This window comes from Ammoniphilus sp. YIM 78166 (assembly GCF_004522215.1).
In the GTDB taxonomy this organism is placed as follows: Bacteria; Bacillota; Bacilli; order Aneurinibacillales; family RAOX-1; genus YIM-78166.
Genome location: NZ_SDLR01000005.1, coordinates 320,152 through 344,920 on the forward strand (window position 1 = coordinate 320,152; position 24,769 = coordinate 344,920).

The 24,769-nt window shown below is 45.1% G+C and carries 29 protein-coding genes; 12 read left to right on the plus strand and 17 right to left on the minus strand.

All coding sequences use genetic code 11. From position 1 onward, the window contains the following. The first annotated feature begins 52 nt into the window (after positions 1 to 52). The gene (locus tag EIZ58_RS22705) at positions 53 to 1,141 is read left to right on the plus strand and encodes a GerAB/ArcD/ProY family transporter (protein ID WP_134703199.1); all 1,089 of its coding nucleotides are present in this window, start codon (positions 53 to 55) and stop codon (positions 1,139 to 1,141) included. 80 nt (positions 1,142 to 1,221) lie between these two features. Here EIZ58_RS22705 and EIZ58_RS22710 read toward each other — a convergent pair whose 3' ends face one another. After that, positions 1,222 to 2,514 carry a metallophosphoesterase family protein gene (locus EIZ58_RS22710; protein WP_167577895.1) on the minus strand — a complete coding sequence of 431 codons (1,293 nt, stop codon included), beginning with the start codon at positions 2,512 to 2,514 and terminating at the stop codon, positions 1,222 to 1,224. Positions 2,515 to 2,651: 137 nt separating this feature from the next. On the opposite strand from EIZ58_RS22710, the gene EIZ58_RS22715 reads away from it, so the two are divergent. From EIZ58_RS22715 to EIZ58_RS22730, 4 genes are read left to right on the plus strand one after another with little or no spacing between them, the layout of a single operon-like run. Further along, positions 2,652 to 3,761, plus strand: coding sequence for a GerAB/ArcD/ProY family transporter (locus EIZ58_RS22715; RefSeq protein WP_134703201.1), 1,110 nt, complete (start codon positions 2,652 to 2,654; stop codon positions 3,759 to 3,761). Continuing rightward, complete coding sequence (locus EIZ58_RS22720; protein WP_134703202.1) at positions 3,754 to 5,319, plus strand: spore germination protein; 1,566 nt, start codon at positions 3,754 to 3,756, stop codon at positions 5,317 to 5,319. The genes EIZ58_RS22715 and EIZ58_RS22720 overlap by 8 nt, the downstream gene beginning before the upstream one ends. Next, entirely contained in the window at positions 5,316 to 6,467 is a 1,152-nt protein-coding gene (locus tag EIZ58_RS22725; RefSeq protein ID WP_134703203.1) for a Ger(x)C family spore germination protein, read from the plus strand. Before EIZ58_RS22720 ends, EIZ58_RS22725 begins: the two co-directional genes overlap by 4 nt. Before the next feature lie 14 nt (positions 6,468 to 6,481). After that, positions 6,482 to 6,700 (plus strand): hypothetical protein, encoded by a 219-nt coding sequence (locus EIZ58_RS22730; RefSeq protein WP_134703204.1) that lies wholly within the window; start codon positions 6,482 to 6,484, stop codon positions 6,698 to 6,700. A 74-nt stretch (positions 6,701 to 6,774) separates the two neighbouring features. Here the strand turns inward: EIZ58_RS22730 and dgoD are convergent, their stop codons facing one another. Further along, complete coding sequence (gene dgoD, locus EIZ58_RS22735) at positions 6,775 to 7,923, minus strand: galactonate dehydratase (RefSeq protein ID WP_134703633.1); 1,149 nt, start codon at positions 7,921 to 7,923, stop codon at positions 6,775 to 6,777. 380 nt (positions 7,924 to 8,303) lie between these two features. On the opposite strand from dgoD, the gene EIZ58_RS22740 reads away from it, so the two are divergent. Beyond that, positions 8,304 to 8,888, plus strand: a complete 585-nt coding sequence (locus EIZ58_RS22740; RefSeq protein WP_167577896.1) for a hypothetical protein — start codon at positions 8,304 to 8,306, stop codon at positions 8,886 to 8,888. 49 nt (positions 8,889 to 8,937) lie between these two features. On the opposite strand, the gene EIZ58_RS34575 is transcribed toward EIZ58_RS22740, so the two are convergent. Next, entirely contained in the window at positions 8,938 to 9,114 is a 177-nt protein-coding gene (locus EIZ58_RS34575) for a zinc-ribbon domain containing protein (protein ID WP_134703206.1), read from the minus strand. Between the two features lie 100 nt (positions 9,115 to 9,214). On the opposite strand from EIZ58_RS34575, the gene EIZ58_RS22750 reads away from it, so the two are divergent. Next, positions 9,215 to 9,454: a hypothetical protein gene (locus EIZ58_RS22750; protein WP_205672312.1), complete on the plus strand. Its 240-nt coding sequence runs from the start codon at positions 9,215 to 9,217 to the stop codon at positions 9,452 to 9,454. Between the two features lie 739 nt (positions 9,455 to 10,193). Next, positions 10,194 to 10,514, plus strand: coding sequence for a hypothetical protein (locus EIZ58_RS22755; protein WP_167577897.1), 321 nt, complete (start codon positions 10,194 to 10,196; stop codon positions 10,512 to 10,514). Between the two features lie 67 nt (positions 10,515 to 10,581). Here EIZ58_RS22755 and amrA read toward each other — a convergent pair whose 3' ends face one another. Beyond that, positions 10,582 to 11,982, minus strand: coding sequence for an AmmeMemoRadiSam system protein A (gene amrA, locus EIZ58_RS22760; RefSeq protein WP_134703208.1), 1,401 nt, complete (start codon positions 11,980 to 11,982; stop codon positions 10,582 to 10,584). Between the two features lie 70 nt (positions 11,983 to 12,052). Then, the gene (locus EIZ58_RS22765) at positions 12,053 to 12,733 is read right to left on the minus strand and encodes a DNA-3-methyladenine glycosylase family protein (protein ID WP_240689332.1); all 681 of its coding nucleotides are present in this window, start codon (positions 12,731 to 12,733) and stop codon (positions 12,053 to 12,055) included. Between the two features lie 136 nt (positions 12,734 to 12,869). Between EIZ58_RS22765 and EIZ58_RS22770 the strand changes: the two genes are divergently transcribed. Further along, positions 12,870 to 13,064: a hypothetical protein gene (locus EIZ58_RS22770; RefSeq protein WP_134703209.1), complete on the plus strand. Its 195-nt coding sequence runs from the start codon at positions 12,870 to 12,872 to the stop codon at positions 13,062 to 13,064. Next, positions 13,021 to 13,872: an amidase gene (locus EIZ58_RS22775; RefSeq protein WP_134703210.1), complete on the plus strand. Its 852-nt coding sequence runs from the start codon at positions 13,021 to 13,023 to the stop codon at positions 13,870 to 13,872. The genes EIZ58_RS22770 and EIZ58_RS22775 overlap by 44 nt, the downstream gene beginning before the upstream one ends. A 66-nt stretch (positions 13,873 to 13,938) precedes the next feature. Here EIZ58_RS22775 and EIZ58_RS22780 read toward each other — a convergent pair whose 3' ends face one another. The 3 genes from EIZ58_RS22780 to EIZ58_RS22790 all read right to left on the minus strand — a co-directional run bounded on the left by EIZ58_RS22780 (position 13,939) and on the right by EIZ58_RS22790 (position 18,858). Further along, the gene (locus EIZ58_RS22780; protein ID WP_167577898.1) at positions 13,939 to 14,541 is read right to left on the minus strand and encodes a SurA N-terminal domain-containing protein; all 603 of its coding nucleotides are present in this window, start codon (positions 14,539 to 14,541) and stop codon (positions 13,939 to 13,941) included. 273 nt (positions 14,542 to 14,814) lie between these two features. Then, the gene (locus EIZ58_RS22785) at positions 14,815 to 18,027 is read right to left on the minus strand and encodes a DEAD/DEAH box helicase (RefSeq protein WP_134703212.1); all 3,213 of its coding nucleotides are present in this window, start codon (positions 18,025 to 18,027) and stop codon (positions 14,815 to 14,817) included. An 81-nt stretch (positions 18,028 to 18,108) separates the two neighbouring features. Further along, a complete protein-coding gene (locus EIZ58_RS22790) occupies positions 18,109 to 18,858 on the minus strand; it encodes a metal-dependent hydrolase (protein WP_134703213.1) in 750 nt (249 codons plus the stop codon). A 170-nt stretch (positions 18,859 to 19,028) separates the two neighbouring features. Here EIZ58_RS22790 and EIZ58_RS22795 point away from each other — a divergent pair, with 170 nt between their 5' ends. Beyond that, positions 19,029 to 19,667: a phosphatase PAP2 family protein gene (locus EIZ58_RS22795; protein ID WP_134703214.1), complete on the plus strand. Its 639-nt coding sequence runs from the start codon at positions 19,029 to 19,031 to the stop codon at positions 19,665 to 19,667. Between the two features lie 81 nt (positions 19,668 to 19,748). After that, positions 19,749 to 19,907: a hypothetical protein gene (locus EIZ58_RS33740; RefSeq protein ID WP_167577899.1), complete on the plus strand. Its 159-nt coding sequence runs from the start codon at positions 19,749 to 19,751 to the stop codon at positions 19,905 to 19,907. A gap of 166 nt (positions 19,908 to 20,073) precedes the next feature. Here the strand turns inward: EIZ58_RS33740 and EIZ58_RS22800 are convergent, their stop codons facing one another. From EIZ58_RS22800 to EIZ58_RS22835, 9 genes are all read right to left on the minus strand, one after another. Continuing rightward, the gene (locus tag EIZ58_RS22800) at positions 20,074 to 20,514 is read right to left on the minus strand and encodes an acyl-CoA thioesterase (protein WP_134703635.1); all 441 of its coding nucleotides are present in this window, start codon (positions 20,512 to 20,514) and stop codon (positions 20,074 to 20,076) included. A gap of 230 nt (positions 20,515 to 20,744) precedes the next feature. Further along, positions 20,745 to 21,110 (minus strand): GerAB/ArcD/ProY family transporter, encoded by a 366-nt coding sequence (locus EIZ58_RS22805; protein WP_134703215.1) that lies wholly within the window; start codon positions 21,108 to 21,110, stop codon positions 20,745 to 20,747. A gap of 14 nt (positions 21,111 to 21,124) precedes the next feature. Continuing rightward, complete coding sequence (locus EIZ58_RS33745; RefSeq protein ID WP_167577900.1) at positions 21,125 to 21,295, minus strand: carboxymuconolactone decarboxylase family protein; 171 nt, start codon at positions 21,293 to 21,295, stop codon at positions 21,125 to 21,127. A gap of 63 nt (positions 21,296 to 21,358) precedes the next feature. Continuing rightward, positions 21,359 to 21,538 (minus strand): hypothetical protein, encoded by a 180-nt coding sequence (locus EIZ58_RS22810; protein WP_134703216.1) that lies wholly within the window; start codon positions 21,536 to 21,538, stop codon positions 21,359 to 21,361. Between the two features lie 136 nt (positions 21,539 to 21,674). Next, positions 21,675 to 22,205, minus strand: a complete 531-nt coding sequence (locus EIZ58_RS22815; RefSeq protein WP_134703217.1) for a hypothetical protein — start codon at positions 22,203 to 22,205, stop codon at positions 21,675 to 21,677. Between the two features lie 191 nt (positions 22,206 to 22,396). Next, a complete protein-coding gene (locus tag EIZ58_RS22820) occupies positions 22,397 to 23,143 on the minus strand; it encodes a hypothetical protein (protein WP_134703218.1) in 747 nt (248 codons plus the stop codon). 16 nt (positions 23,144 to 23,159) lie between these two features. Continuing rightward, complete coding sequence (locus tag EIZ58_RS22825) at positions 23,160 to 23,546, minus strand: type 1 glutamine amidotransferase family protein (protein ID WP_134703219.1); 387 nt, start codon at positions 23,544 to 23,546, stop codon at positions 23,160 to 23,162. Positions 23,547 to 23,700: 154 nt separating this feature from the next. Then, entirely contained in the window at positions 23,701 to 24,000 is a 300-nt protein-coding gene (locus tag EIZ58_RS22830) for a hypothetical protein (RefSeq protein ID WP_134703220.1), read from the minus strand. Positions 24,001 to 24,117: 117 nt separating this feature from the next. After that, the gene (locus EIZ58_RS22835) at positions 24,118 to 24,738 is read right to left on the minus strand and encodes a YczE/YyaS/YitT family protein (protein ID WP_134703221.1); all 621 of its coding nucleotides are present in this window, start codon (positions 24,736 to 24,738) and stop codon (positions 24,118 to 24,120) included. Positions 24,739 to 24,769 lie beyond the last annotated feature (31 nt).

A 24,769-nucleotide genomic window follows, 5' to 3' on the forward strand; every position in this document is an offset into this window, starting at 1 on the left:
ATGCCTAACTGGTTAAACTAACCATATACCGAATAAGGAGATAGGACTCTATATGGTTGAAAACGGAAAAATAAGTCCTTCACAATTTACCTTACTAACCATCTTGTTAAATCTTGGAGGAAATATCTTAGTGGTTCCTTCCATGCTTGCAGGTACAGCGAAACAAGATAGCTGGATTGCAGGAAGCCTCTGTCTCGCTATCGGATTAGTTTTAGTCTGGTTATACACTCGTTTGGGCGAATGTTTTGCAAACATGACGCTAATAGAAATAAATGAAAAACTATTTGGCAAATGGATCGGAACCTTGATCTCTATTTATTATCTCATCATTTTTATCACTACTGGTGCAGGTACGATAAGAAATGTGTCAGACTTTCTAGCTACCCAAATTATTCCAGAAACTCCTATCCTCTATATTGCTTCCCTGTTTGTCGTCGTTGTGGTTATGGGCGCATCCCTCGGTTTAGAAACCTTTTCCCGAGCGGCAGAGATCTTTTTTCCATGGATTGCATTACTCTTTTTCATATTATTTGCTTTGCTACTCCCAGAAATAAACATCGAACATATTCAACCCGTTCTGGGGGATGGCTTCAAACCTATTGTTGAAGGTATCTATGCATTGATCGGATACCCGTTTCTCCAAAATGTGGCTCTATTAATGATTTTCCCTTATGTAAACCGGATACCTAAAGCAAAACAAGCATTTTATGTGGGGACATGGATTGGAGGAGGCCTGTTGGTTTTACTTGCGACCTTTAGTATCCTCATTCTTGGGGTTGAGACATCAGCAAGACATATTTATTCAACTTACACTTTAGCTAGAAAAATCAATGTAGGGGATTTTATTCAGCGAATAGAAGCCGTAGTAACCGGAATTTGGTTATTATCGGTTTTTTTTAAAGCAACGATCTTGCTGTATGGAACTTGCCTGGGTCTAAATCAAATCATCAACCTAAAGGATTATCGAAAGCTTACGTTCCCTTTTGGAATCGTCCTGGTTATCGGCTCCATTCTATACGGTCCAAACAACGTTTTTATTAGTAATTTTCATAAAAATATTTTACCTATACTTGTTTCCATATCTGGCTTGTTTTTGCCCCTGCTATCTCTAGTGATCGCTAGATTCAGGTCTCTCCCATGAAGATTGAATAAGGAGACAGCTCCGATCAGGGCTGTCTCCTTTGACATTCTATATTTTTGCAAAATAGACGATTTAGCCTGTTATGGCCCTAATGACTCACTAAACACGAAACGACTCTTACCTCGCTGAATGGAATTCACCTGATAGTAACGAATGATGGCCTCACTACCTTTAAGGGAAAGCATGGCGTAAGCATGGAAATAGAAACCGTCCCGATTGACACTTAGTTTTGCCTTTTTTAGGTTCATGGTCGGTGGCTGTTTTAGCCCCTGCAGGTTGAGGTTAGGGGTGGGTTTGTAAGGTCTTTGTTCGAGCATCATGGGAATCGCACCGGATCCGATACAACGGCCTTTCTTTAGATTAAGGTAAGGATTGAATACGATCAGATTGTGCTCATGCCCCCACAACCACAAGGAAACCTGGTCAAGCACTTGGTGGAAGGCGCTTTTCAAATTAGGGTTAAAGCCAATTGGCTGACCTAGTTCATCCTTTCCCACACCAAGAGAGCTAAATAGCTGATGATGGGACAGCAATATCGTTTTGCGTTTGCCTGCGGTGCTTAACTTATCAAGATGCCAAATTTCTTCACTTGGATCCAGGTAGGTTACGTTATTCGAGATGGTAAATGGGTTGCTGTCGTGTAAGCCGGTATCCATAGCCAAAAACTGCCAATAATCATTTCTCAAACAAAAATAGCTGGCTGGCTGATTCAATTCCCTAAGCAACCAGTAATAGCCTTTCCCTCCAGAGTACATATCGTGATTGCCAGATAGGGTATAAACAGGGATGTTGCCAGCCACTTTTTGGATGATAGACAGAAAATGATCTTGGACCTCATCCATGGTGCCCGAATAATAGATGTCCCCCAGATGGATGATCAAATCCGGTTGATGGGCAACGACTTCCTTTAATAGCCACTCAGCGGCTTGTGAACCGGTACCCCAATCCGCTATACAGGCTATTTTTAGGGTATTCGGAATAGGAATAATAAAATCTGAGAGTTGACGGTAGCGAATATAGGGTATCGTCCCTTTTTGCTTCTTAAATTCCAAGTACAGCTTTAGCGTCTCCAGCCACCCAGGGTCGCAGGTAGACATTTGAAACTCGTTCATAAGTTCTGTATACCGTTTAACATCTCTATGGATTTCAGCGATGGCTAAACCCACAATGATTTTCAGACACTCATCAATGATGTCTCCCTTGGTGTCTGATGAGGGCACCTTTTTACCTTGCATACAAGCTTGGGCCACCTGGACAAAGTGATTCATACGATTCTCGTTGGCGCTTAAGAAAACCCCGTTTTTTCCGGCTTTAGAAATGGCGGATTGCCATAGGGATAAAACAGGGTTGCGAAAGGTTTGGATTGTAGACATATTTCCCCCTAGTTCGTGGAGCATATATACTCCAGAATATGTCCATCTCTAGGCAGAGGTTCGTTCATGTAATAGAATCGTGGACCTTGGATAAAATAACCAAAGCTAATCATCGAATTTAAAACTCAGGAGCATTTATGGAAAAAATAAAAATTTCCACTGTCCAGGCCCTCATGCTTGGGGTAGCAAGTGTAACGATCATGGGACATCTTTTATTCATCCCAGTGTTGTTGAATCATGCAGGAAAAGACAGCTGGCTTTCCCTTTTCTTGACGCTCGTGCCCGCCTTAATGATTGGCTATGTGGTGGCCAGACTGGCCCAGCTGTTTCCGGGGCGTACCTTGATCGAGTATTCGGAGGATATTTTGGGAAAATGGTTGGGGAAGATCATCGCTCTTCTCTTTGTTTTTTACTTTTTTCACGATGCCTCTTTGGCGCTACGCGGTTTCGGTGAATTCTACACATCGGCTATCACCCCGCGAACCCCGATTGTTGTTTATTTTTCGGCCATTGTGTTCATGGCTGTTTATGCGGTTCGAAGTGGCTTAGAGGTACTGGCGAGAACGAATCAGATTTTTCTCATTACCATGATCCCCGTTGGAATAATGGCATCGATTATGACTCAGAAGGATAAGGATTACGCGAATTTCCTTCCCATCCTGGAGTATGGACCGGAACCCATGCTGATGGGCACGTTCAGCCTCGTTTCGCTCTATAGTACATTTATCGTACTGGGCATGATTTTTCCGTACATTTCTAATACAAAAAAACTAAAAAGGTTCAGCATGCTTACCATGGTGATTCTGATCCTGATGTTTATTGGTCCGGTAACCGGACCGATTGCGCTATTTGGTCCCGAGCGAAGCATAGGTTTGACCTTTCCCTCGTTTCAGATCCTGCGAGACATGCAGGTCGGTGAGCTGCAAAGACTTGATTTACTGGGGATTTTGCTGTGGAGCATGGGATCCTTTTCCAAGATTACGTTATTTCTTTATGCCACCACATTAGGGTTAGCCCAATGCCTGAGATTGTCCGATTACCGTGTCCTATCCGTTCCAATTGGGGTTCTCATGATTGTTACAGCCTTGTTAAACAGCGAAAGCTTTGTGGAGATTTTCAGATTTTTCAAGGATACGTATCCTTATTACTCCTTCACCATTGCCTTTCTCATCCCAATGATCCTGCTCGTCACCGCACGACTTCGTTTCGGCAGCGGTGGACACCCTGGAGGAAACCGACATGTATAAAAGATTGAAAAAGAATAAAAGGTCACATCAACAAACGGGCATGCTTGCTTCCGAGCTGAATCAACCGCTTTCCGCTAATCTCGAGGAGAATACGGAGCTGTTCCGCGCTCTCTTCGGAGACAAAAGCGACCTGGTTGTTCGCCCTGTACACAGTAAGGGGCTGCTCCGAGCAGCCGTGATTTACCTAGATACGTTGATCGATAACGCCCTAATCGATGAATTTGTGATCAAGGAGTTACAGATTCAGTTGGATCGTTTAGCTTCGGAAGGGTACGTTTTACCATTGAATGCCGACAAGTTTGATCTGTTTACCCATCAAATGCAGATCATCTCCACCCTAGGGGACGCGATTCAATGCTTGCTGAGAGGGAATAGTTTGGTGTTGCTCGACAGCCATGTGGAAGCGATTTGTGCAGGAACAGGCGGCGGAGAAAGGCGATCGGTGTCAGAGCCAACGAATGAATCGGTCGTGCGTGGCCCCCGTGAATCCTTCAATGAAACCCTGCAAACCAATATTGGATTAGTCCGGAGACGGCTGAATACCCATCGTCTGCGAATCGAAAAATTGCAAATAGGAAAGCTCTCTAACACCCCTGTTGCTGTTCTTCATATCGAAGGCGTTGCGCAACAAGCAATCGTGGAAGAAGTGTTAAACCGTCTTCATCAAATCGAAATTGACGGAATACTGGAGTCCCTTTATATAGAGGAAATGATCGAGGATTCGAAAAGCTACACTCCTTTTCCTACCATCTTCAATACGGAACGGCCGGATCGGATCGCTGCCGGCTTGCTGGAGGGGCGCATCGCGATTCTTTTGGAAGGAACCCCCATCGGATTACTTGTTCCCTCCACCTTAGGGATGTTTCTCTATTCCAACGAAGATTACTATGAGCGGTATGATATTGCCTCCTTTCTTAAAATACTACGGTCGTTTACTTTCATTATGTCGATCGTCATGCCTGGCTTTTATGTGGCCGTTCTCACCTACCACCAGGAAATGATCCCGACCCCTCTGCTCATAGCGCTGACCGGCCAACGGGAAGGGGTTCCATTTGGCATCGCCATCGAAGTGGCTCTGATGGAAATAACCTTTGAGATCTTAAGGGAAGCCGGAATTCGATTGCCCAAAACCATTGGTTCCGCTGTATCCATTGTAGGTGGCTTAGTTTTGGGTCAAGCTGCTGTCGAAGCTGGCTTAGTTGGTGCCGGTACGGTGATCGCCGTATCCATAACTGCCATTGCATCCTTTTGTACGCCATCCTATAATCTTGCCATCGCGGCACGGCTTCTGCGGTTTTTCGTCTTGGCCCTCACTGCTATGCTGGGTGCTTTTGGATTGTTTTTCGGCTTAATCCTGATCATTATCCACTTGAACTCCCTACGATCTTTTAGTGTACCTTTTCTTTCTCCCGTGGCCCCTTTCCATCGCAAAGGTTGGAAGGATCTGTTTGTCCGGTTCCCATGGTGGGCCATGAAGCAGAGACCGGAGGAAATCGCAGGCGCCAATAACTCTCGCATGCCATCTAATAAGCCTCAGCAAGGAGGAGGGAAAAGGTGAAGCAAAAATGGATCTTGCTACTCTGTTCTCTGCTCCTCTTAAGCGGCTGTTGGGATAAAAAAGAGCTTAACGAAGTCGCAGTGGTCATTGGAGCCGGTGTGGATAAAGCGGATGACCAAGGGTATAAGATTACAGCCCAGGTTATCAAGCCACAACCATCTAAGCAAGGAGGCTCAGGCGGTTCCGAGCTTCCCACTTGGAGTCTATCCGCCAACGGAAATACAATAATGGATGCGGTGAGAAACTTGAATCAAATCGCCCCTCGCCGGATCTACTGGCCACATATGCAGATTATCGTTTTTGGGGAGGAATTGGCTAGGGAAGGAATTTCCCCTGTCCTGACGTGGTTCGAAAGAGACAGGGACAGCCGATCTGGAACGTATATAATCGTTACCAAAGGGAAGGCCGAAGACCTCTTAAACCAAAAGATTGAATTGGGGAATGTCCCGGCCAAAGCAATTGCCGACCTTCTCGATACCTCCGAGCTGCGCCAGATCGATGCCAGGCGGACGACACTCCGCGATTTAATGAATGTACTCACCTCGCCCGGTGTCGATCCCACCTTGGATGTGATCAATCCCAAAAAGATCCGCGGAAAAGTGGAAACCTATGAACTTTCCGACGTTGCTGTAATGAAAGGCGATAAGCTGGTCGATTTTATCGAAGGTACGGAGACATTAGGCGTCGACGTCGTATTTAAAAAATTTAAATATGGCATCATGACGATCCCTCTGGATCAGGAGGACGAATTTTTTTCCTACCAAGTAACCGACCTGAAGAACAACATTCGGACTTCCGTAAAGAATGACCAAATCACGGTCAGCATGAAAATTTTCATCGAAGGAAATCTCAGTGACCAAACCGGTGGACAAGACCTTATTGATCCGGACAATATGAATCAAGTTGAAAAACTGGTCGAAACCAAGGTGAAAAAGTCTATCCAAGGAATATTCAGTCAATCTGCGGAACATGGAGCAGATATATTCGGCATTGGTCGGGACGTAAGAAGGTATCATCCTAAAGCCTGGCGCAAAATGGGACGCGATTGGGACACTCATCTCAAGCAGGTTGCCTTGAACATCGAAGTAAAGTCAAGTATTCGAAGATCAGGCTTAATCCTAGAACCAACAACAACAAAAATGAAATAGGAGGAACTATAGATATGAGGGTAGCTGGTATACTACTCGTATTTGGTCTTTTGACTCTATTGGATTTACCTCAGCTCATCAAGCATCGCGAGCAAAAGAAAAAGGAGCTGTACGCCTATTCCGTTATTATGGGGGGAGCACTCCTGTTATGGATCCTAGAAACCTTCGAATACAATCTGTGGAGCCCCAACCGAGTAATAACCGATATCGTAAGGCTTATTGTTCCTCAATAACCAACAATCGGCCCACGAAAAGTGGGCTCCCTTTCTCATCTCCAAAAAAAAGAGACTTTTACAGTCTCCTTTACCTACCACTCGGCAACGCTGCCATCCTTATGGCGCCAGATTGGATTTCTCCAGCGGTGTCCCTCTTCCGCCATTTTCCGAACATAGTCTTCATTGATCGTAATGCCTAAACCTGGCCCACGCGGAATTTGAACGTGTCCGTCCTTATAGGCGAAGACGGAAGCATCCTGCACATAATCCAGCAGATCATTTCCTTGATTATAATGAATCCCCAAGCTTTGCTCCTGAATAAAGGCGTTGTAAGCCGTAGCATCTACCTGTAGGCAAGAGGCTAGTGCAATGGGGCCAAGCGGACAATGCGGGGCGACTGCCACATCATAGGCTTCGGCCATGGCAAAGATCTTTTTGCATTCCGTAATTCCTCCCGCATGGGACAGGTCAGGCTGGATAATATCCACCCATCCGCCCTCAAGCAGGGTTTTGAAATCCCAGCGAGAAAACATCCGCTCCCCTGTCGCGATCGGGGTACTCGTATGGCGAGCAATTTCACGAAGCGCTTCATTATTTTCGGGAAGCACCGGCTCTTCTATAAACATCAAGCGGTAAGGCTCTAATTCTTTGGCCAGGATTTTTGCCATCGGTTTATGTACACGCCCATGAAAATCTACACCGATGCCAAAATAAGGCCCTACGGCCTCCCGAATTGCTGCGACCCGTTCGAGCACCTGATCAATTTTTTCATGCGTATCAATATATTGTAGCTCTTCGGTAGCGTTCATTTTAATAGCGGTGAAGCCCGCTTGCTTTTTCTCCAATGCCGCTTGCCCGACATCGCTGGGGCGATCTCCGCCAATCCAGGAATAGACACGCATCGAATCCCGGCAAGCACCTCCGAGCAATTGGTAGATGGGAGCATTATAGAACTTGCCCTTAATATCCCATAAAGCCTGGTCGATCCCGGCTATCGCGCTCATGAGGATTGGACCCCCGCGATAAAAGCCCCCGCGATACATAACCTGCCAATGATCTTCGATCCGCAAGGGATCAGCACCGACCAGATAATCCATCAATTCTTCGACAGCCGTTTGCACTGTATGGGCTTTTCCCTCCACTACAGGCTCTCCCCAGCCCACAATGCCTTCATCTGTCTCAATTTTTAAGAATAGCCAGCGCGGCGGTACAATAAAGGTTTCAAATTTCGTAATCTTCATGTCTAACAGCTCCGTTTCTTTGTTTATTTCCACTATAAATTCTGCCACTGAACCTTCCAAGTTAAACGCCTCGCCAGGACATATCTAACCCATCTCTCGTGGGGAGCAGGTTGCCATGGCTGTTGATGGAAAAAGTCCACTTATTACCCTTGAAATCCTTGACTATAGCGGCGTACAACAAAATAGATGGAAAAAGTCCACGTAAACTATGCTTTGTTCTATCAACTTTACCCTTTAGATGGACTTTTTCCACTTAGACTACTGTTAATGCTCCCCACTGTATGTCTGGAAAAGCCGTCCTCCCCACAACATTTACCTTGTCCATTTGGTGTGGTATAAATTAAGAGTACGATATTTTCAAAGAAGGGGCTGATGAAGGCTTGGAAAAACTCCTTAATCAAATTTTTGAAAAAATAGTTTCCATGGATCAAAAGTTTGATCAATTAGAGCATCAAATTGTCGAACTAAACCATATGTTTGTGGGCTTTGACAATCGGATTATCAAGCTCGAACATAGGATTGGCGAACTTGACAGCAAGTTTGATTCGCTCAACCACAGGATTAACGTACTTGACAATAAGTTTGATTCGCTCAACCACAGGATTAACGTACTTGACAATAAGTTTGATTCGCTCGACCACAGGATTAACCAACTTGACAATAAGATTGATTCACTCGACCAAAGGATTAACGTACTTGACAATAAGTTTGATTCGCTCGACCACAGGATTAGTCAACTTGATCGTAAATTTGACGCACTAGATCAAAAGCTAGACGTTGTCCGAAATGAATTAAAAGGGGATATACTTGGAGTCAAAACAGATTTATTTGATGTCAAAGTCGAGATGTTAACTCCCCTTGTCAATCGAATGGAAAGACTCGAAAAACGTCAAGCAATCGCTGCTGACAAAATAGAAGGTCTAGAGGCGGATGTAATGCTCATCCAAGAGAAGATCCTGGACTAATGCTTCCTCACGGAAAGCGGGTCGATTGATTTTTCCAATTCATCTAATCTTAAAATGAATCAATCCCCATTTCCCCCATCCACTTTTTCTCTCTGCAATCCGGACATCTCTTCGGAGGGTCAAACCCGCGAATCTTAAAGAATTGTTGTTCCCCCGGTTCAAACACGAAACGCTCGCCGCACTCCCAGCATTTGAGCCACTCCGACTGATTTGCCCTGACATCCAAAGCCTCCGTTATGCACGGGTCGACGTAAAGTCAACCCAACTGTTTCGGACGATTTCTCTTATAATAGTAGAAGAATAATCAGGATAAACAGGAGGCTCGAATGATTCCTATTTCCACTTCATCATTTGTTAAAAAGTACATCGCAAACAACCCCAGTGAAAATGCCAAAGTGATTAGCAAGAATCTCGAAGCCAATTTAAAGCGCAAGAAAATAGATGCCCGCTGCAAACAATGTGGAGAACCCATCTGGGTCATTGGGACTTCCATTTGTGGTTGGGACGGGTGTTTCCCTTGTATCACAGGGGAAGCAGATGCTTCCCGCGATTATGAGGTAAAATAGATTTTCGGCTCTTTTTTTATATGAAGAGGGCATCTAGCTCACGAAACCCCCAGGTCAGGAGAGCTATGCCCTCCTGGCCACCGTCTCCAATGAAAATCTCCTTTCATCCGCGGTTTGGTCTCATGTTTTTTCGAGAAATGAACTGATTTGGATCTACTTTTTAGAAGTGCAATCTGAAATTCGGTTTAGAAGCTTTCATTCCAAGCTGATTTTTTAAGTAATTCCGCTTTTATTTTTCGTCAATACCCTTATTTGGCCCCGAACACTCTCGCGTCGTGGGCGGATGCTCACAAAATTTTTGATTTGCTCACGGAAAAGTAGCGTTTGCTCACAAGTTGGTATCGTTTGTTCACGTACCTGTAACCATTCCAGCTAATCTCGGAGGTTTGGTCACGATACTCGATGAGTTGCTCCCGATCCCGTAATGGATACAATTAAGATGGAGTCATTTTCTTTACTTTTTCTCGGGAAACGATCAGGTATCCCGGATCACCCTGTGATCAAGCACCAACTTTAATGCCGGGGATTTTCATATAAAAAGCGTACGATCATCTGAAGCTATAAAGGATGCTTACAAAATCATGCGGGATCCTCACATAGAATGATCCCCAGCTAGAATCCACGCCGAAGCATCCGGTAGAAACTCTTCATTTTTCACATACTAACAAAAAAGGATGAAGAGGCGGGTATACGATAGATGAGGAGTCGACTGGGCATTTGGCTGATCAAGGGTCTACGTATGGCAGTATTTACAATCATAGTCTTTTCATGGATTTCCGGAAAAAAGGTGAAAATTTTCATTCAACAAAATCGAGAGGATATCGGTTTATGCTTCTTCATCTCTTGGTTTTGCGTTGTCGTTTGGAATCCATCCCAGCTGGCACTTCTACAATACGGTATATTCGCCATCGTGGCCCTTCTTTCTGTAGGGGTCACACGGATCCTATTTCTGGTTTGGAATAATAAAGAACGGATCTCCACCGTCTTCTCTTGGTCTCGTTCCAAGTGGCACTCTAAATGTGAAAAACGGTCCACGACACTCATCCAAAAAAGGGATTAGTTACCCGGTATCAGCATTCAATACCGGGTCATCTTTCATAAGTTTGTCCTCGGCGTGCCAAGCTGGCCTATTGGTACCGATCGACCTTAAATCGGTAATATTCTACTTCTTCATCCGCACCAATACCCGCCTTTTCTTTCGTAAGCATAATCTGTTCTTCTACGGTTTCTACCCCATCCAGGTCAGGAAGAAGCAATGCGTTCTTTTCCCCTTGGATCACAATCAAACCATATACTTTCGGATTGAGTTGTGTTAGATCATGAACATGCTCCTCTTCCCCAAGAACATCTACGGAATAGACCAGCTGGTCGAGCTCCTCTTCCTCTACCGGAAAAAAACGGTCATCTTCCATACCGGCTTCAATGGCATTACGAATAATCTCATCAGCCAAATGATCCATAACGGGGTCAACGGTCCCGATGCATCCCCTTAACTGCCCGTGACGCTTGATTGAAATAAAACAGCCCGCAGGCTTAGCCAACATGGGAGCGAGAGGGTTTGGTGAATCCTCCACCCTCTGTTCCCGCACATAGGTTTCCAACGCCGAACGGGCGAGGCGAACGGGCAAGGATTCCTGGCTACGGATAGCCTCCATCTTCTTTTGATGAACGAAGACGATCTGCGGAAGCAGCGATTCAGTTCTTATGCCAGGAGACATCTTGGCGACCGTATACCCCACTCCCGTAATCCCCTCATAGGAAATGACACTTCCTGTGAGTTCGATCTCATCAAACATTCCCAGCATCAGCGCCATCGATGGAATCGTATCCTCAGCAGCCTTTTCCCGGAATTCCTGGTCGAGGGTTAGCAACTCAAGCCAATATTTACGCTCTATGCAGGCGGAAACGATGGAATCGAACCTTGGTCCTTCCTCCCGGAAGCCCTCGGGGGCATCGTGGCTAAGGGCATGCGAGTTGTCCCCGCTTGCGATAACCACTGCTCTAATCCCCCTTTCCCTCAGCGACTTCCCAATTTGGATGCCGACGCGGTATAAGGACTCTACATCGAGAAAACCAGGTGAAATATGAAGCACTGATCCCCCGTAACCCGCTTCTCGGGCGAAATAGAGAGGGACTAAGGCTCCATAATCTAATTCCATCTCTACGTCAAACTCATCCTTCAGATCGTCCTCCATGAAAAAAACTGGACTGCCGCTAGCCTGAGCCTCTTCCACTACCGCCATAGCGAGAGGATCGTCTGCAGGAAACTCCATAGCTACAAGGGATTCAAATGCTTGGAGGTTTCCCTTTAAGGATGGACCTCCCATCACCGTGACGGCATCCTCAAACATTGGCCCATGAGGGGAGATAATGACGAGCAATTCCGGATCTGCGGATGCCACCTCCGCTGCTATAGTTCTCATAGCATCATGGGTCTGGGCAATCAGCTCCAGCTCATCCCTACCAATATCCGGTATCAGCAAGGGAGGATGCGGAACTAAGGCTCCAAATAAAAGTGACCTATTCATGACTTCCCTCCATTGGCCTTATGCTTTTTCATAACCCGTCTCTGCTTCTTTATTTTTTGCCAAAGAAGTTTTAATTAATGACAGAGGTTCCATCCATTGAAATCTCCTCCAGCGATTCAAACGAATCTACATAACCCTTATTGACCGCCTCCCATAGGTACAACGAAGCAACCGTATAGTAAGGAAACCAAAGCGATGCCTTCTTCTCTAGACACTTCTTGCCGTCTTCCTGTTTATCAAGGTTATATAGCCATTTCGCTGAACGCTGAAGTCCCACATCTCCAAGCGACAGAACGTCCATACGCCCCAAGGTAAAGAGTAAGAACATTTCTGCTGTCCATTTTCCTACGCCTTTAATCGGGGTCATTAATCGAATGATGGTATCATTGCCGAATTGGTCCAAGTGATACAAGTCCACTTCCTTCGACATCACTTTCTCCGCTAGATCCTTGACATAAGAAATTTTCGGTTTAGACAGTCCAGCGGCCCTCAATTCCGTTTCTTCCATTAAAATAATCGATTCAGGCGTTACTCTCTTGCAGAGGGCTTCGACTCTCGTATAGATCGTTTCTGCTGCTTTGACAGAAAGCTGCTGCCCAATAATAGACTTTACGAGGGCTTCGAAACGATTGTCCCGTAAAGGGATGGTCAGATCGCCAATGAATGAGATTAGCTGACCCAGTCTAGCGTCTGATTGCCCTATCCTTTTCACTTCTTCACTGTTCACTTTTAATATGATCGCTTTTTCCACACGCTCACCGTTTCTATTTAATAGAGTAGATTGATGGGATTACCTTATCATAATCCATTTACATTTTCCATAAATAAGCACCTTCCTCCCGTTACTTCATAGTGTGATAGTAGCCTATATAGAGGAGTGATTCGATATGCTTGACGCCCGTTGGATAGAGCAAGGCTTAGCTGCACAGGGGATACCGGTCTATGAAGCAGATCTTCCCTATCTACAGCACCTCCTGTATACCATAAACCAGGCTCAGGCCCCTCGATACATTCGGATCTATTCGAGTACCTGCATCAATGTGTGGCGTCTATGGCTTAAAGCCCACCTACGGTTTAGTTAGCACTAAGGGAGTAACTCCTCTTGCCTGGTCCCTAGATCATGCCGGACCCATGGCCCGTTCGGTGCCCGATCTGGCTTTGATGCTCAACTACATAGCAGGCTATGATCCCGAGGACCCTGCAAGCATCCACGCCCCTCTTCCGGACTATACCCAACTTCTAAATAAAGGCATTAACGGCCTGAAAATTGGAATCCCTACCTTCTACCTAGAAGGCTTAGATCCCGATGTCGAGAAAGGCTTCTCACACGCGATTCAAACGTTGCAACAGCTGGGAGCACAAGTAAGAGAGCTCCACATCCCAGCATTATCGATGTCCGCCTATACGGGATATGTCATTACCACCGGAGAAGCATCAGCTTACCACTATCGTTGGCTGCAAACTCGCTCGCGGGAGTATGCCCCGGATGTACGAATCTTTTTTAAGTCTGGTGTCTTGACGTCTGCCCCTCAATACCTTAGGGCCCAGCAAGTACGTCGTGTACTCCTCCATGCCCTTAAAAAAGCATTCACAGAAGTCGATGTGCTGGCTGGACCTACCGTTCCGATTTCCCCTCCTTCTTTTGAAAAAGACGGAGTCAAGCTGAATCTAAACGTGACGAAACGCTGCATGCCGTTTACTTCTCCTGCCAATGCAACCGGAATGCCTAGTCTCTCCGTGCCGATGGGACTGAACGGCAAAGGGCTCCCAATGGGCATGCAATTCATTGGTGACCATCATACAGAACCCTTATTACTTCAAGTAGCGAACGCCTGGCAGCAAACAAATCCGCTTCGGTTACCGAACGCTAAATTGTCAACAAAGGGTTGAAACTCAAATACATCCACACCAAAAAACCCGTCACTCAACTGAGTGACGGGTTTGGTAGGTACCTGATTAATTTTGCATATAGATTTGGATATTTGCTTTTGAACGTGCTTCTGCCAACCATTTTTGTGCTTCTTCCTGTATCTTTCCATTGAGGAGGTACTCTTTGACCATTTCTTTCTGACTCTCTTGCATCTCACTTGGAAACTGAGCTAGTTGTTGATTGATTTCTTCTTCAGAAACAGTAACCTTATCAGCAAACATTTTTTTCTGTACGACATTAAGCGCAATATTATCCTTAAGTTCCTGTTCCGTAATTTGACTTGCTGTGAGTGCATTGTTGTAGTTCTCGCCTAATTCGCTTTTAATTTTATCCAATTCTTGATTGACTTCTTCTTCTGTTGCTTGGATATTGGATTTCTTGGCCTCTTGTTCTACTAACTTTTGGCTAATTAATCCCTCTAGTACTCTTTCTCCGTCCTGCTTGTACAATTCATTAAAAAGCTGTTCTTTCTGTATGGACTCCCCATTGACATACGCGGCCACTTTGCTCGATCCCATGGCAATGGACGCTTCCTTACTCATGACAGAATCCTGAACAAAAACGATACCGACAATAATCCCACATAGTGCGAAAAAACTTAACAACCATTTATTAAAAACAACCTTCATCCTGCACCTCCTAGACATAAAGCTATTATAAACTATAAACCTTAAAGAAACCTTAAAAACCAAGATCCATTTTTTCTGCAAAAAGGCTGATGAGCCTCCATTTTACATTTCTCGATCGACATGCGACGCCTACGGACATGAGATCCTCTGATATGAAATGAGGCTCCTTTTTGATATTTTTCTGCCAAATAGAGGATTGTATTTCCGTTAGCTCGAAAAAGTGTCTATTTTGGGGGAAATAAGGGATTGTGTGTCACGACCGGCCAACCAACCTCATATCATCAAAATCTCTCGAATGTCCTGCTCGCTCAAGGCAGCAAGCTCCTGATGCCCCTCTTGGATCACTTCTTCAATCAAGTTCTTTTTTTTCTGTTGGAGCTCGTACATCTTGTCTTCTACAGTCCCTTGACTGACCAGGCGAATCACGTGTACCACCTTCTTTTGCCCGATGCGATGGGCCCGGTCGGCGGCTTGCTGTTCCACAGCGGGGTTCCACCAAAGATCGTAGAGAATAACGGTATCTGCTCCTGTCAGGTTTAGCCCTGTACCTCCTGCCTTTAATGAAATCAAGAATACGTCTCGCTCACCAAGATTAAATCGGTTGCACTGTTCCATCCGTTCAGCAGTAGGGGTTTTCCCATCCAGATAGAAAAACGGTACGCCTTGATTCCCCAATTCTTGACTAATTAAACTCAGCATCGCTGTAAACTGGGAAAAGACGAGAACTCTCTTGCCGGCACTTTGACATTCCGCTAAAATCTCCATCAGTTGCTCGAATTTAGCCGAGCTGCCGGTGTAGCCATCGACAAACAGAGCGGGATGGCAACAGAGCTGGCGGAGTCGGGTCAAGCCGGCCAGGATTTTGATCCGGTTTTTTTGAAAATCCTTCGCCAGGTGCTTCACGGTTTCCTGTTGTAGTTGAGCTAAATAAGCCACATACAGCTTTTTCTGCTCCGCAAGAAGCTCAGTGACCTGAAGCGACTCCATTTTTTCTGGCAGCTCCTGAAGCACGTCGCTTTTGACCCGACGCAGCAAAAAGGGACGGACTCTCTTGGCCACGCGCTCTCGGGATAACCCATGGAACGCCTTTCTTCCGGCAAATAAAGCTGGGAACACCACATCAAAAATAGACCAAAGTTCTTCGAGTCGGTTCTCGATTGGCGTTCCGGAGAGAGCAAATCGATACTGGGCATTCAATTCCTTGACCGCTTTCGCCGTTTGCGTGTGGTGATTCTTGAAGACCTGGGCCTCATCTAAGATGAGTGTGTGATAAAATGACTGGCTATAGGCCTCAATATCCCGGCGCAACAACGGGTAAGAGGTAATCATCACATCGACCTGAGATTTCGCCCTAACGATGCGCATGCGCTCGGCGCCATTCCCGTCAACGACAACGGAGCGAATCTCTGGTGCAAATTTCTTAAGTTCACTTTGCCAATTGTATACAAGGGAGGCAGGAGAAACGATGATCGCCGGACGCTTCTGCTTGCGGATATCGGGAAGCTCGGAGAGGAGAAAAGCGATGCTTTGCAATGTTTTCCCCAACCCCATATCGTCAGCCAGAACCCCTCCGAACTGATAGTGAGCCAGCGTTTTCATCCATTGGAAGCCATACTTCTGATACTCCCGTAGGATGGGTTCCAAACTGTGGGGCACTGGGAAGTCCCGATGATCTGGATGTCTCAGGTTTTCCAACAGCTGACGGAAGGATCTCCCGAATTGAACGGCCTGTCCTGGTTTGTTTGCCTCCATTAAATGAACGCCGCGGACGATGGGAAGCAGGGCCTTCGTCCCCTTGATCTCCCTATGGTGAATTCCCATCTCGTCAATGAAGGATCGGATTTCCTCAAACGCTTGGCTCTCTAACGGCAATAACGCACCGTTGGTCAACCGGAAGTATTTGCGCTTTTCCTCAAGGCACATTAACAACTGCTGAATGTCCGATTCCGCAATCCCCTGTATATCAAAGTGAAATTCCAGCCAATTGGGACGATTTGGGGCAAGATTCACCGTGACCTTTGGGGCCAGGTGTCCCGTCACGAGTCTGATCTTGACGGCCGTGGTAGCGTAAACCGTGACCCACTTCTCCAGCTGAGGAACGATATGGTACAAAAAGTCGTATTCCCCTTCTTCGTCATGCATGATATAGCCCGCCTCTGTCTGGGTAAAGGCGCTCCGCTCCATCCACTCTAAAATTTGTTGCTCCTGCTCCCCATCCCGCACCAGAATACGGCTTCTGCTCTCTTTCTGATCTCGAGATTCCAGTGGATTGATCACGATGTCCCCGTATTGAAACTCTAATCCTGCCAACAACCGATCCTTTACCCGGTCTAAATAAAGCTTAGCCTTGAGCGGGGTTTGCACCATCCGATGGGAAACAGCCGGTGTGATCTGGATTGTACCAACCTTCCTCAAACTTGGAATCACTTTCTCCATAAAAAGGTCGATCTGCTCCGAAGCAATCGGGATGTGGGGGTACTCCGACGTTTCGAGCATGAACTTAAGCTCAGATAGTCGCCTGCCTAAATCGGTCGGCAGCTTCACCAGTTTCCCATCAACAAGGACTAGCCCATAGGCCTCCATCACTGTCATTCTCTTCAAACCTTCAACCTTTAATTGACAGCCTTCGTTCTCTAGCTGGTCAAATGTAAAGACAAGCGGCAGGGGCTCCTCCACCACTTGGAATCCATCCCACGACCGCCCCTCATGATTCACCTGCACCTTAGGCACTCTGGCAAGCAAAGGAAGAAGGGAGTCCCCGAAGGATGGCGGAACGATGAGCATCCGTTGCGCTTGAGGCCTTTCACGAAACAACTTTTCCTGTTCGTTGATTTGTATTAGCAGCTGTATAACGGCATCGTTTTCTTTTTCAAAACAGTGCAGCGTAGGAACATACTGAAAGTTTTTGGAGAATACCAGGCTCTCTCTTTTCTCGATGTGGTCGAGAAAATCTCCGATGTTCTTTACGGTATAGAGCCTTTTGGGCCCCACCTTGATCTCAATGCCGAATAAGTACTTCCTATCCGCGTAAATTACGGGTCTGCATGTAAACTCTACATCCAGTTTTTGTCTCGTATCGTTAATATGGCGGAAATAGCGTTGAGGAGCCAGGCTCTCGCTGAATAAATCCAACATCCGATCAGTAAGTTGATGATCTCCAGCCGACTCCTTATGGGGGGCAGGGCCCAAGCAACCATCCTGCTGACGCTCATAGATCGACAACAAGACCGCCGCGACATGTTGGCAGTGTTTATCATAAGAATCCAGCGTAGGACAGGTGCAATCCGCCTCTACATGCCCGTTATGATCCATTTTCACGTGTACATCAAAGAGGCTGTTACCCTGTACCCTCCCATTGTATAGGAAAGAAATCGGGTCATATTTCGTCAACGTCACTTTTTTAGCCCGGTAGTATGCCTCTCCCGTCTTAAAAGAAACCTGGCCGCACAAAGATTTAATGATCCCAAGGGTCAATTGAGGTTTCATTCGTTGGTCCTTCCTACCTATTTTTACCGCAAACAAGAGCGGCTAGGGATAAATAGGGAGAGTCTAATTTTACTCCCTTGCTTACACTCTAATAACAGGATGGTTTAGAATCGCATCCAATTTTCCGGTTATGAATAGAATCCCGAGAAAAGCTACGATGGTAGCACCAATGATCCCCCACTGTAACCATAGTTGGTTGGAATGCATAATCTTAAATCCAAAATTTTTATCGATCAGAGGATAAAATAGCTTCACACCATTAACAGTAAACATATCAGCGACAATATGAGAAACGTAACCAGCCATACCTCCAATTAACGCTCCCTTTACCCCAGCCTCTTGTGCACCGTCGAAGATAAAATACATCGCAATCAGGGCCCAAATACTATGAGTCCACGTTCGATGAGCGGCATGTGGAGCAAGGGCAATAAAAATCGCTAAGCCGGTTACCCAGTATTGATGGTAATAAAGCCCAGTAAAACCGATCACACTAGCAATAACATGGATAAACGTTTTCTTAGCTTGCCTATGATTCATAAATAAACCAACTATTACAATAGTCATACTTGCTAACACACTGAAAGAAGTCAAACTATAGGAGTGCAAAAAGTGATAAACCGTACTAGCCAAACCAGTAGCAATTAGGGCTATCTTGGTTCGTAATGGATTCCCGGACAGTTTATTTCTAACCTTACTTCCAGTATCAAAATCAGCGAAAGAAGCTGAAATAGTTGAAATAGCAATCATTTGGAGGTCAATTGCACCTGTAGTCATGACGCTGGCGAAAGCACCAAAGCTAGCACCCATAACCGTATGACCTAGACCGTTCATGACTCTATTCACCTCCTTTTCTTTTACCGTTTAATTAGCTTGAAGATAAATTCATACAATATAATACCACATACTTTTAAGAAGCATCTACAATCCACTTCGGGAGGTAAAAATAGAGAGAAGCGTGACAAACAAAGAAGACAAAAATAGAAAACGGGAGCGATGATTGTTTGGGTGAAAAAAAACAAAAATTATGGATATGGATGGCCCTCTTAATTTTAATTTTCTTATTAGTCCTAGTAACCGAAGACCTTTTGGATAAGGAAATCAATGCTTTCGATAAATGGGCCGCAGGTTGGTTTAAGGACGCTTCTAACTCCATCCTTGAAAAACTTGCGGTCGTTTTCTATTATATCGGAACTGCCTATGTTGAGATCCCTATCGCGCTTCTTGCAGTCGGCTACCTCTTACTGAAACAAAAGGATAGATGGGCTGCAGGTGTTCTAGCCGGTTCACTGGCTGGGAGTTTTCTTTTAAGTTGGATGATGAAAATGTTATTAAAACGAGAACGTCCGGGTCTCGAACATCTGGTTAAAGCAGATGGCTACAGTTTTCCCAGCGGCCATTCGATGGTAGGGTTGGCATTTTACGGAACACTATGCTATCTTCTTTACTTAAACCTGAAGGAAAAGGGAAAATCCACCTGGCATGTGCTCCTGATTGGTATCCTTTTAGTGGGAGGAATTGGATTAAGCTGCGTCTTAAGCCGCGTTCATTATGCCAGTGATGTTATTGCCGGCCTGATAGGAGGAGGTATTTGGCTGCTAGCCAGTATTTTAGTCTTAGAATATAAAAGGACCTCTACTTGATGAGGAAGCCGAATCTTACATAAAAGCTTTCCCAGCGTTTATATTATAGAAGGACGTGCATTTCATGAAAGGAGGATATCAATGCCAGGTCGTAAACAACCAAATCAGCAACAACAATTTAAAAATACCCGATTGCAAGAGAAGCTGAATCATCAGGCAGAAACCATCGAATCCCTTCAAGCCACTGAGCAAGATAATGCCCAACCGATTGCGTCGGTACAGCGGGACAAAATATTTTAAAGATGAGTAGAGAATTCCTAGAAATCACTATGACGTGATCCTAGGACTTTGTTTGTTTTCGCCGGACCAAAACAATAGAGAGGGTTTCCCCTCTCTACTCATTAGATCATATAATGAAGGGCGGTTACGGTGCCCGTTGCCATGGTGGGACCTTTATAGGATCCTACTACCGTGATTGCTTCTTAATCTCTTCATACTTCTGAAACCATTCCGGGAAAGCCTTCTTGAAGCTAACAGGCTTGAATTGATCTCCGTCTTTCTTCACCAAGATGTGAGTGGTGGAACCCTCTGCACATACTTCTTCGTCCCCGTTCACAATCTGAAATCCATAAACGGTTCGCAATCCTTGATTTTCTTCGACCCAAGCTTGGACGAAGGCACGCTCCCCATACCGTATAGATTTCTTGTAGGTAATCTCCAAATTGTAAACAGGGGCATAATAACCCGCTCGTTCCATATCTAAATAATCGTAACCAACATCTTCAATTAACTGGGTTCTTCCCAGTTCCAGCCATTTCACGTAATTGCCATGATAAATGACCCCCATCATGTCGGTGTCCGAATATAATACCTGAATTTCTTTCCTTGCCGTGTAGCCGTGATTCATATTCATTCATTCATTCCTTTCTTGCCACAAACTATAATAATCTGTATGGATGATTATACCACTTCTTTTCCCGCTTGACGGCTTGCCCGCCGATACACTTCATTTACTCTTTAAAAAAGATCGTAGGAAGGTAAATATCGTAACCCCAATTAAAAGAAGACTGGCTAAAGCCCCGCCGAGAAGCAGAGTGGTGGGAATCACACGGGCACTTAATAATTATTGGAGATCTATCATGGTCGCCCCTCCTCTTTCTTAGTGGATTTTTGACCCTTCTTCTTAATGATAATGAGGAGAAGCAGGAATCCGGGGATCAGGAGTTGGAAAGGATACAGTAAATATTGATTAACCTCAATTCCTACTTCTTGATAAAAAGTATAGTTTTCAAAAAAGAGGTTTACAAAAACGATCGAGGCAACCCACAACAACACAATCGAAAGATGCCGACGTTTGTTTTTAAATAGGGAATGCACAGCAGATACTGCCGCGTTGAAAAAGATGGTCATTTTAAAAAATCCCCCGATAAAAAGAACCGCACCACCTAAGGCATCCAACCGCTGGATAAAATCCGCAATGTTAATCTGTCTAATAACTGAAATAAGGGAACCTACACTTAATTCTTATTCTGCTCTATTTGCATGGCTATCAAGAACCAATTGGCTGCGTTTTTGCTGCCGATCTGCCAAAACAAAGCGATAATCTCTTGATCGGTGAAGTGCTTCTTTACTCTTTGATACAATTCTTCTGGCAGTTGTCCATGGTAAGCCATAATGTGGTCTGTCAATTCAAGAGCCACTTGTTCTCTCTCACTCCATTGCTCTTCCAGAGCAATATACTGAACCCCTTGTCAATATTCACAATGGTTGTTCGCCGCGCTGCGCAGGCGGATCCGTTCCATCAATACAGGATCAAGAATCTCTTTTAATGCTTCATCCATTAAAAGAAAAGCTGACCTGAGCTTCGGTGTATTTTCAAAGGCTTGCTGAAACGGGCTACCTTCAATCGGCACCAGTGGTAATCTAGACATGTTTGTTTACCACCTTTCTTCAGTATTTGGCATGGAGCGACGTGTCCGTTGCAATTACTCCATAAATTTCACTTCGCAAATCATATTTTCCTGCTACAAGTGTCGATTAAATGTGCTCGACCAGATCCCTCCTTTACTATTCTTCACTATTCTTTATCCATTCCTTGAATTCATGGATAAGATACTCGTCTGTTTTAACCACAATCCATTGATTATCTTTATGCTCTATGTACAATTTAATTAATATCCCGCCTCCCGATTCATCAAGATCCTCTCTCAAATATCCAATACCACCGTGAATCAAAACAATGACTTCCCTATCGTTTACTGTTTGGATTTTCATTCGTTCATAACTTTCCGGGTGAAAATTAGCGTCAATCAAGTTAAAACTTGCTCGCAGGGAATCAACTTCATATATTTCATTATTTACACCAGTCTTTGGGTCTACATTGTTCTTCAAATCCGGGTACCTGGTCCACAGGATCTCAATATCCCCTTTTACGACCGCCTGGGTTCTATAGTATAAATATTCACGAACCGGCTTCATGTATTGGACCCACTCAGTCGGTTCAGGTTCTCTAAATTCTTCCGTATCGGGGTTTACTTGAGTTGAATTACATCCTATTAAAGATAAAGTTAAAAAAATGACAATCAGCCAGTTTTTCATAAGACACCCCCTAACAATAAGACGAAATGAAAAGGCTGAAATTACAAAGGGTTGCCGGCGAGAATACCTGGTCTACCGGCGACTTTCTTCAGTTATCAGCGACTCAGGCCCTCTTACCGGCAACTAAAACCACTTTAGCGGCAACCTGAAATGCAAGTTGATCGAAATAGGTAGCGGGGTATACTTCCGAATCAGCCCAACAAACGAATAAGCAAAGACTCCGCCTCATGGACCAGTCCCAGTCGAATAAGTTCATGTGCATGGCGTTCAACTAGGCTTCGATCAGAACAAGCCGAAGCTTGTAAATCACGTATAGAAGCAAGCAGCGATTCTTTTCCAGCAAGAATTGACCGTACACCTAGAGAATCTTCGGTCGTTACCGTAACCCCTGCCTGCCGTTCGGATCGTATCTCCTGGATGTATTGAAACGCGTTTACAATCGGCGAAAGCTTAAACTGGTCTCGAACTTCGTTCATGACCAACGCTTTCTCCCGTTTCCAGCGTGCATAATCAAACCACTCTGACTGTAAATCTTTTTCTTCCTCCTTGCGCTTACACTTAAGGTAGTCCTCTTCGCTCGTAAATTCATTTAGCAACAGCAGCTCATCGAAGAAATGCAAGGAGAAGAACTCGGAAAGATTCCGTGCAACCAGCCGTATTTTCTCTCTATCCATTGGTGATATACGTATCACAGGCGCTTCATCCAAGGTTTGGACAAAGCCAAAATCGGTTAATAACGCGTAATGTATTCCATCCATTCCTGTACGAGCAAACGGAAAAGAATCCACCGGTGTGCAAAAGTAACCTTGCTTCTCCTGAAAATCAATCCCTAAGAAAAGTCCTGTTGGGTTCTCTAAATACTTCACTTGACTAGCAAACTCTCGCTCCCAACTGATCATTCGATTGAGTAACAAAGGTGTTTGATAGTTATGATTCATGGTTTCCCCTCTTTTCTCAAACCTCTCCTCCTTGTATTCGAGCCGCAGAGTCAAACTCCTCTGTTCTTACCCTCCTGAATAATCGCCAATCCGTATAGTAAGCGGCCAACCCAGCCAATAAACCAGTCAACAAGAGGTGAAGGTAGGTTTCAAGCGGAAACGGGTTGCCTTCAAACTGCATGTCATAAAGTAATTCATCCATTTCCCGAAAAGAATAGTGCAGGATAACATCTAATCCTCTCGTTAGGGATTTGACCTGGGTATCCTCAGCCACAGCATACACATTAAAGGCACCCGTCCGCGAGAAAATCTCGTAAGGTATCGTGAAGTCCAACCCTTCCGTAACCTCACTTCCCAACACAACCGTTACGGTTGGCTTAGCCGGATCGTGAATCGGTTTCACTGCCCCTTGCAACGTAGGGACAGGTTCTTGACGAAGCGCGGAGAAATTTTGTTAAAATTTCTCAATTTCTTCTTAGGGATACTATAAATCGCGATTATGAACTGAATATGAACGAGAAAACCCAACAGCGTTTACCTGTTGGGTTTTGTTTGGATTATTCTTTTACCAATTCCATCTCGATCCTAAGCAGCTTCCCTTGCTCATCAAATAGGCCGTATACGGGAATTTCCCCTTGGGGAGCACGTGTGAGAACAGCGAAGTTACGGAAAATCGTCCCGTGTTCCTTTCCAGCCAAAGCCAGTTGGCTCGCTTCATCGTAACCATACGTCGGATAAGTTGATGCGTCTTCATCAAATTCCCCAGACTCCCATTGATCCAAATGAACGGGATCAATCATCAGGAGTTTTCCTCCTTCGACTCGCACATGGCCTAACAGTTTTCGGTTTGATGTCATATGTCCACCTTCTAAACCATAAGTAGTATCCTCTATTTTAACATTCCTGTCCCCGTGTGGCGAATGTTAGTAGCAAAAAAGAGAGGCCAATCACTATTGTGATTGACCTCCCCCTGTCTATGGCTTGGGAACAAGCACTCTCCGCCTGCTCATCACCTTTTTTGTCTGCTGATTGGAAACCTGAATCACTTTTCCTAATAAGAAAACAACCACAATCGTTCCAAAACCGATCGGACCTCCGAGGAAAAAGCCTAAGAAGGCTGCACAGAATTCAATCACCGTACGTGAAACCGTGAGCGTCCAGCCAAATCGGTTATGCAACGCTATCATGAGCCCATCAATAGGCGCCCTAGGGAATCGAGCCTCTAAATAAATTCCCATGCCCACTCCCGCTAAAGTCACACCCATGAATAAGCTAATCCATTGCATTTCCCATGAAGAGGTAAAATCAACATCTTTTAAAACAAGGTATATCCAAGCATCTAACATCCAACTCCGAATCACAATCGTAACAAACGAGCCGAATGAAGGCCGCTTTCTCTCAATCCACCCTGTAAACAAAACCACCATGGTCTGAGCCACAATGGACCACATGCCAACGGTAAAGCCAAAATGGTTCGTCAATCCAACAGCAACCGCATCCCACGGTCCAGCTCCGACCATGGGCAGGATTATCAAGGCCATACCTAGTGATGTAATGCCCAATCCACCTAAATAAATCGCGATTCTCTTCCCCACTCTTACACCTTCTCTTTATATTGTTTCACTC

Bases quoted from the DNA above. Each gene is read 5' to 3' on its own strand.
- EIZ58_RS22720 (WP_134703202.1), top strand. From the start codon at position 3,754: ATGTATAAAAGATTGAAAAAGAATAAAAGGTCACATCAACAAACGGGC.
- EIZ58_RS22790 (WP_134703213.1), bottom strand. From the start codon at position 18,858: ATGAACGGTCTAGGTCATACGGTTATGGGTGCTAGCTTTGGTGCTTTC.
- EIZ58_RS22785 (WP_134703212.1), bottom strand. From the start codon at position 18,027: ATGAAACCTCAATTGACCCTTGGGATCATTAAATCTTTGTGCGGCCAG.
- EIZ58_RS22705 (WP_134703199.1), top strand. From the start codon at position 53: ATGGTTGAAAACGGAAAAATAAGTCCTTCACAATTTACCTTACTAACC.
- EIZ58_RS22710 (WP_167577895.1), bottom strand. From the start codon at position 2,514: ATGTCTACAATCCAAACCTTTCGCAACCCTGTTTTATCCCTATGGCAA.
- EIZ58_RS22750 (WP_205672312.1), top strand. From the start codon at position 9,215: ATGATTCCTATTTCCACTTCATCATTTGTTAAAAAGTACATCGCAAAC.
- EIZ58_RS22715 (WP_134703201.1), top strand. From the start codon at position 2,652: ATGGAAAAAATAAAAATTTCCACTGTCCAGGCCCTCATGCTTGGGGTA.
- EIZ58_RS22755 (WP_167577897.1), top strand. From the start codon at position 10,194: ATGGCAGTATTTACAATCATAGTCTTTTCATGGATTTCCGGAAAAAAG.
- EIZ58_RS22780 (WP_167577898.1), bottom strand. From the start codon at position 14,541: ATGAAGGTTGTTTTTAATAAATGGTTGTTAAGTTTTTTCGCACTATGT.
- EIZ58_RS22810 (WP_134703216.1), bottom strand. From the start codon at position 21,538: ATGTCTAGATTACCACTGGTGCCGATTGAAGGTAGCCCGTTTCAGCAA.
- EIZ58_RS22815 (WP_134703217.1), bottom strand. From the start codon at position 22,205: ATGAAAAACTGGCTGATTGTCATTTTTTTAACTTTATCTTTAATAGGA.
- dgoD (WP_134703633.1), bottom strand. From the start codon at position 7,923: ATGAAGATTACGAAATTTGAAACCTTTATTGTACCGCCGCGCTGGCTA.
- EIZ58_RS22800 (WP_134703635.1), bottom strand. From the start codon at position 20,514: ATGAATCACGGCTACACGGCAAGGAAAGAAATTCAGGTATTATATTCG.
- amrA (WP_134703208.1), bottom strand. From the start codon at position 11,982: ATGAATAGGTCACTTTTATTTGGAGCCTTAGTTCCGCATCCTCCCTTG.
- EIZ58_RS33740 (WP_167577899.1), top strand. From the start codon at position 19,749: ATGCCAGGTCGTAAACAACCAAATCAGCAACAACAATTTAAAAATACC.
- EIZ58_RS22730 (WP_134703204.1), top strand. From the start codon at position 6,482: ATGAGGGTAGCTGGTATACTACTCGTATTTGGTCTTTTGACTCTATTG.
- EIZ58_RS22830 (WP_134703220.1), bottom strand. From the start codon at position 24,000: ATGACATCAAACCGAAAACTGTTAGGCCATGTGCGAGTCGAAGGAGGA.
- EIZ58_RS22820 (WP_134703218.1), bottom strand. From the start codon at position 23,143: ATGAATCATAACTATCAAACACCTTTGTTACTCAATCGAATGATCAGT.
- EIZ58_RS22775 (WP_134703210.1), top strand. From the start codon at position 13,021: ATGTGTGGCGTCTATGGCTTAAAGCCCACCTACGGTTTAGTTAGCACT.
- EIZ58_RS22770 (WP_134703209.1), top strand. From the start codon at position 12,870: ATGCTTGACGCCCGTTGGATAGAGCAAGGCTTAGCTGCACAGGGGATA.